Annotated in this window: 4 protein-coding genes and 1 pseudogene; 4 read left to right on the forward strand and 1 reads right to left on the reverse strand. The window is 66.3% G+C overall.

Annotated features, from left to right (window positions below; all coding sequences use genetic code 11):
- Positions 1 to 87 precede the first annotated feature (87 nt).
- Complete coding sequence (locus KUM38_RS21940; RefSeq protein ID WP_254397573.1) at positions 88 to 1233, forward strand: hypothetical protein; 1146 nt, start codon at positions 88 to 90, stop codon at positions 1231 to 1233.
- The gene (istB, locus tag KUM38_RS21945) at positions 1230 to 2018 is read left to right on the forward strand and encodes an IS21-like element helper ATPase IstB (protein ID WP_217131139.1); all 789 of its coding nucleotides are present in this window, start codon (positions 1230 to 1232) and stop codon (positions 2016 to 2018) included. Before KUM38_RS21940 ends, istB begins: the two co-directional genes overlap by 4 nt.
- Positions 2019 to 2065: 47 nt before the next feature.
- On the opposite strand, the gene KUM38_RS21950 is transcribed toward istB, so the two are convergent.
- Positions 2066 to 2590, reverse strand: coding sequence for an AAA family ATPase (locus KUM38_RS21950; RefSeq protein WP_217131141.1), 525 nt, complete (start codon positions 2588 to 2590; stop codon positions 2066 to 2068).
- 188 nt (positions 2591 to 2778) lie between these two features.
- On the opposite strand from KUM38_RS21950, the pseudogene KUM38_RS21955 reads away from it, so the two are divergent.
- Both KUM38_RS21955 and KUM38_RS21960 read left to right on the forward strand, forming a co-directional pair.
- A pseudogene (locus KUM38_RS21955) lies at positions 2779 to 3090 on the forward strand (ATP-binding protein); the annotation flags it as partial.
- Positions 3087 to 5768, forward strand: a complete 2682-nt coding sequence (locus tag KUM38_RS21960) for a TniQ family protein (protein ID WP_217131144.1) — start codon at positions 3087 to 3089, stop codon at positions 5766 to 5768. The pseudogene KUM38_RS21955 and the gene KUM38_RS21960, both read left to right, overlap by 4 nt.
- Positions 5769 to 5906 lie beyond the last annotated feature (138 nt).

The raw sequence follows: 5906 nt of genomic DNA on the forward strand, positions 1-5906 counted from the left end.
CTGGCCGCAGCACGATTTCCACGGACCCCGTCGAAGCTCACGACGATCACAACCCATCGGAGACGCAGGAACATCGCGAATAGCAAAGTGCAGAGAAGAGTGTTCGCCTCCTGCGGCCAGGAAGCCTTCTTCGAAGGGCACGTGCACGCCTTTCGGGTGCTGGGCGGCATACCCCGCGGCCGCATCCGCTACGACAACCTGCGGGCCGCGGTCGAGCGGGTCCTGGGCCTGTCCAGGGCCCGGGTGGAGAACGACCGGTGGACGGCCTTCCGCTCGCACTGGGGCGTCGATGCTTTCTACTGCCGTCCCGGCATCGAAGGCGCCCACGAGAAGGGCGGCGTCGAAGGCCAGATCGGCTACTACCGGCGCAACCACTTCGTCCCCGTCCCCGAGGTCGCCTCACTGACCGAGCTGAACGCCCTGGTCGACCAGTGGGACCTGGACGACGAAGGCCGCCGCCTGCGGTCGAAGACCCGCACCATCGGCGAGTACTTCGCCCAGGAACAGCCGCTGCTGCGGCCCCTGCCCCGCGAGGTGTTCGAGACCGGACGCTGGTTCACTCCGCGGGTCAACCGCTTCGGACAGGTCACCGTCCGCTGCAACTCCTACTCGGTCCCGGTCCGTTTCATCGGCCGCCAGCTGCGGGTGCTGCTGCACGCCAACGACCTGGTCGTCTATGACGGCCGCACCGTGGTCGCCCACCACGAACGCCTCAGCGGCCGGGGCGAATCCCGCCTGGTCCTGGACCACTACCTGGAAGCACTCCTGCGCAAGCCGGGCGCCTTCCCCGGATCGACCGCCTTGGAACAGGCCAAAGCCGCAGGGAAGTTCACCCCCGTCCACGAAGCCTGGTGGACCGCGGCCCGCGCCGCCCACGGCGAGGCGGCCGGCACCAGAGCCCTGATCGAGGTGCTGCTGCTGGGACGCCACATGGAACACGAACACGTTGTCGCCGGACTCGCCGCGGCCCACCGAGCCGGCGCCCTGACCGCGGACGCCGTCGCGCTGGAGGCCCGCAAGGCAGCTGAAGGCGAGAACTTCACCGAGCCCCCGAAGCCCACCCGGGCCCATCCCGTCCAGCCGCAGGAGGGGACCGGCGGCACGGTCACCTTCCTGTCCGACTGGAGGCTGTCCCACCTCCCGCCCGACACCCGGCCGCTGCCGTCGGTGGCCCACTACGACCAGCTCCTGAAACGGCACGGCCGCACGGCCGGCGAGGAAGAGGGATCATGACACGCAAGCGCGGACTGACCGAAGAAGCCGCCACCGCCTCGATCGACCAGGCATGCCGCATGCTCAGGCTGCCAACCATCCGCCAGCAGTTCCCCGACCTCGCCGAAGGCGCCGCACGCGATCAGATGTCGTATCGGGCGTTCCTCGCCGAACTGCTGCTGGCGGAGTGCGACGACCGGGCCCGCCGGCGGTCAGAGCGCCGAATCAAGGCCGCCTCCTTCCCTCGGGACAAGAGCCTGCGGGCGTTCGACTTCGACGCCAACCCCAACATCGACCCGGCCACCGTCAACACCCTCGCCACCTGCGAATGGGTCAAGAAAGGCGAGCCGCTCTGCCTGATCGGTGACTCCGGCACCGGCAAGTCCCACCTGCTGATCGCCCTGGGCACCGAGGCCGCGATGCACGGCTACCGCGTCCGCTACGTGCTGGCCACCAAACTCGTCAACGAGCTCGTCGAAGCCGCCGACGAGAAGCAGCTGTCCAAGACGATCGCCCGCTACGGCCGTGTCGATCTTCTATGCATTGATGAACTCGGCTACATGGAGCTTGACCGCAGGGGCGCTGAGCTGCTTTTTCAGGTTCTGACCGAGCGCGAGGAGAAGAACAGCGTGGCCATCGCTTCGAACGAGAGTTTCAGCGGCTGGACAAAAACCTTCACGGATCCCCGGCTCTGCGCGGCCATCGTCGACCGCCTGACTTTCAACGGCGCAATCATCCAGACCGGCACCGAGTCCTACCGCCTCGCCCACACCAAAGCCCAGGCGGAACGAGCGGAAGCGGGCTGAACCGGGCTTCCACAGGACAAGCCGCCCGATAATTCGCCGCGGACCGGTCAGCCGAGTTGAACTCTGCTCATGACGATCTCCGCGACGCGGGAGGGAACGGCATCAGTGGTGTCGATCACCTGGGCTTCCCGGCGGAGCCAGGACAGGGCGCGCTGATACTCGTCCAAGTGATCAAGGCGCCACTGGCGAGCACTGATGCTCTCAGGCTTGGTGTCGGTCTCGATACGTTCAACCAGTGTGTCCTGGTCCGTATCCAGCAGGAAGTGGTGCACGGGAACGCCGGCTTCAGTCAAACCGCCATGAATCTCCTGCCAGTACTGCTCGACCAGCACTGTCTGGGTGACCACCAGAGTGCCGCCCACGTAGTCGAGAACCTGCCGTGCGGTTTCCACCACGAGCCCTCGCCATGGCGGAAAGTCCTGAAAGTCACGTTCGGGGACACCGAGCACGTGCCAGAGCATCTCCCCGACCTTCTCGGCATCGAAAAGCCTGGAGTCCGGAATACGAGAGGTCAGTTCCTTGGCGGTCGTTGTCTTGCCCGCACCGAAGGTGCCATTCAGCCAGATGATCACGCATCCAACCCTACGCGGAGCGCCCTGCCCAGCAGATGGCTTCCGGTCATCCCCTTGCACAGCCCCGAACGGAACCCGTGCCGCCACCGGAGCGACATCAAAACTCACTGACATCGATCATGGAAAAGAACGCCAAGCGACTCCCGGAGTCAGCGCGAAACGACATCCGCGGAGACTGACACAGCCAGCGGCACATGCTGCTGGCCCTCGAACAGCGTCTCGTGCTCACGGAGAAGCACCCCGGCATGCTCGCGGACGACCTGTCCGACTACCTCTTCGCCCGCAGTACCGGACACATCGGCTCGCTGATGACATTGATCAACCGCGGTTGCCAGCGGGCGGTCCGCACCGGCGTCGAACGTCTCGATCAGGAGCTGATGGACCGGGTGAAGAACGACGAGGCATCCGAGGCGGCCCGCCTTGAGCTCCAGGCAGCCCTGGAACGGCGCCGCTTGACCAGCCGCCCCCGCTCTCGCTCGCGGTCGGGGACAGCCGCGTGAATACGCGCGTCCGCACCCTGCCGATCCGGGTTCCCCCGGTACCGGGAGAGGCCCTCGACTCCTGGACCGAAGCCTTGGCCCGACGGCTGGACAGCCCACTCGGCGAGGTGCTGCACCACCTCGGACTTCCGCCGCGAACGGGCCATGGGGATCACCTTCGGGGCATCCCGCGCGACTGGACGATCCTGCTGAGCGGGGCTCACACTACGAACATCGCGCATGCGAGCGGGCTGGACGAGCGCACCGTCACGGACATGACGTTGATGTACTACGACGGACGGGCCGTTCGCATCAATACCGAGCGCCCGAACGTCAACCGACGGGTGCTCTGGGGCCGGGGCAGCGGGTCGCACTTTTGCCCGGACTGTCTCATCGAGAGCGGCGGCCGCTGGCTGTTGTCCTGGCGACTGGGCTGTTCCTTCGCCTGCCTTCACCACGGCCGGCTGCTGGCGGACTGCTGTCCTGCCTGCAACCAGATCCCCCGAGAACGGCCTGCTGCCACGCCGGCGATTCCTCGACCGCATACCTGCGGCTCTCCATATCCGGGCCCGGGCGGAGGCTTCTCCAAGGGCTGCGGTTTCGATCTGACACAAACCCGTACGCTCCGGCTCCCCGCCTCGCACCCGGCATTGCTGGCACAAGTCCGTCTGTTGGACGTCATCGACGCGGACACCGCTGCTTTCGGCGCCTACCAGTACAGTCCTCAATCCGCACGACAAGCCCTCACGGATATCCAGGCGATCGCGAGGCGCGTCCTGCAAGACCTGCCCGCCTCCGACCTTCGGGACCTGATCCCTCGCGATATCGCCGATGGGCACCTCATCACCGACCCCGGCTGCCCGCTCGCCTCACGCGCCGCCGAGCGGCCCGGCTTCATGGCCCCTCCGCGAGCTGTCAGCACGGCCGCCTCGGTCGCCATCGCCCTGCACGTCCTCGATCAGCCCGACATTCATCTGGCCGGCCGGGTGCTGCGGGACCTGATCGAGGCGATGCGTGAGGAACTCTGGCAAGTCAGCATCACCAGCATCGACGGCTGGGGGCGCGACCTGAGCACGGTCCTGAACGCGGTGCACATCGCGGCTCTTGCACCCAGCATGCGGCCCAATGAACAACTCCGGCATCGCACCCCCACCGCCATGCCTCGCCGCACGGAGAAGACCAGCAGGGACATCGACCGAAGAGCCCGGAAGATCCCCAGCATGTTCTGGCCCGTCTGGACTACGCGGCTCACTCCGCCAGAAGGGGTCTATCCCCGCGCTATCGCCCCGGTCCTGGCCGCTTCCCTGCTGATCGTCGGTAGCAAAGCGCGACTCGAGGACGTTGCTGGACGCCTCGGCTCGGCCACCACCGGGATCAACATCTCCCGCATTCTGCAGTGGCTTCAGGATCAGCCGCAGTGGACCGACACGGCTGTTGCCCTGGTCCGGCTCGCTGATCACCTCGATGCCACCGAGGTGCCTATCGACTATCAGCGGCGACGCCGCCTGGACTACACCCGTCTGCTTCCCCGCAGCCGCTGGTCACAGATATGCCGCCGCACCGGCACCCCGGTCGGCAGAGGACCCCGCGAGCAGATCGTCCGAAGCCTGCTCTTCCAACGAATCAGCGGCCTCCCCGCCGAAGCGTTCCCCCGCCACCAGAACGTCACCGAAGCGGAGTTCAGGCAACAGAGCGCCTACTTCGCGGCCCTCCAAACCCCCGAACTCGCCGATGCACTAGCTGGAGAAGCAAGGCACTTCCTCGCCGAGAACCGCATCCACAACGAGCCGATCACCTGGCAGCCGCCCGCCACGCTGCTGAGCGGTCTCGACCTGCCCGGATCCGACCCGGATCACATTGACGTCCCCCGCCTCCACCAACTCGTCCGCCAGCACAAGCGCCCCGTCCAACATGCGGCCCGCGTGCTCGACACCAGCATCGCCGCCATCCGCTACGTCCTGGACGAACACCCTGCCCCTGCAGCCGAGGAGACCGAACGCTCAGCGCGATCCACCGTCCAGATCCGCCAGCGCGCCCGCCGTGAAATCCCAAAGGACGTCCTCACACGCCTCTATCTCGACGAACACCACTCACTCCAGACGATCGCGGACATGACCGGCTTCTCCCGCGGATTGCTGACCGACCTTGCCCGCGAATACGACATCCCGATCGTCGGCTTCCAAGGCCGCCAGCCCCGCGTGACCATCGAACGGTCCTGGCTCTTCGAGCAGTACGTCGTCCGCCGACGGCCCCTGCCCGACCTGGCCCGCGAGCAAGGCATGAGCCGCTCGAACATGGCCCGCTGGGCCCGCGTCCACAACATCCCCCTCCGCCGCAGCGGAGGAGCAAGTCACCGTGCCGCCCTCCGAACAACCCAACTCGCCGTCCATCTCCCCGCCATCCTGCGAAACGGCCTCACCAGTCCCTTCGCATGGCAGAGGATGCGAAGCTTCGCCGCCGCATCGTCCTTCCCGTCGATGCATGAGGCAGCGCGAGCCCTCAACATCAATCGGTCAACGCTGGTGAACCAGATCAACCAGCTTGAAGCAGACCTTGGACAGCCCCTGCTGGAACGAGCTACGCGCGGCAGAGCCATGAAACTGACCAGCTTCGGCAAACGAGTGATCGCCGCGATGAACGAGATCCCTTCCGAGGAAGGAGTTCACCGAGCTCTCACCGCCCCAGACGGGCGGCCTTGACAGCACGTTGAGCGAAGACGTCCTCACGGCGGTCTGCCATGGGTGTGTCAATTTAACGGCTGATCTTGGTTGTTGAGTGGTCAGTTGTTGCTCGGGGTCAGGCGACCCTCGAAGGCGATCTGGAACGCGTTGAGGGGT

The sequence above is a fragment of the Streptomyces sp. AC558_RSS880 genome, assembly GCF_019049255.1.
GTDB lineage: Bacteria > Actinomycetota > Actinomycetes > Streptomycetales > Streptomycetaceae > Streptomyces.

Excerpts from the sequence above, each read along its gene's own strand:
- istB (WP_217131139.1), top strand. The coding sequence starts at position 1,230 with ATGACACGCAAGCGCGGACTGACCGAAGAAGCCGCCACCGCCTCGATC.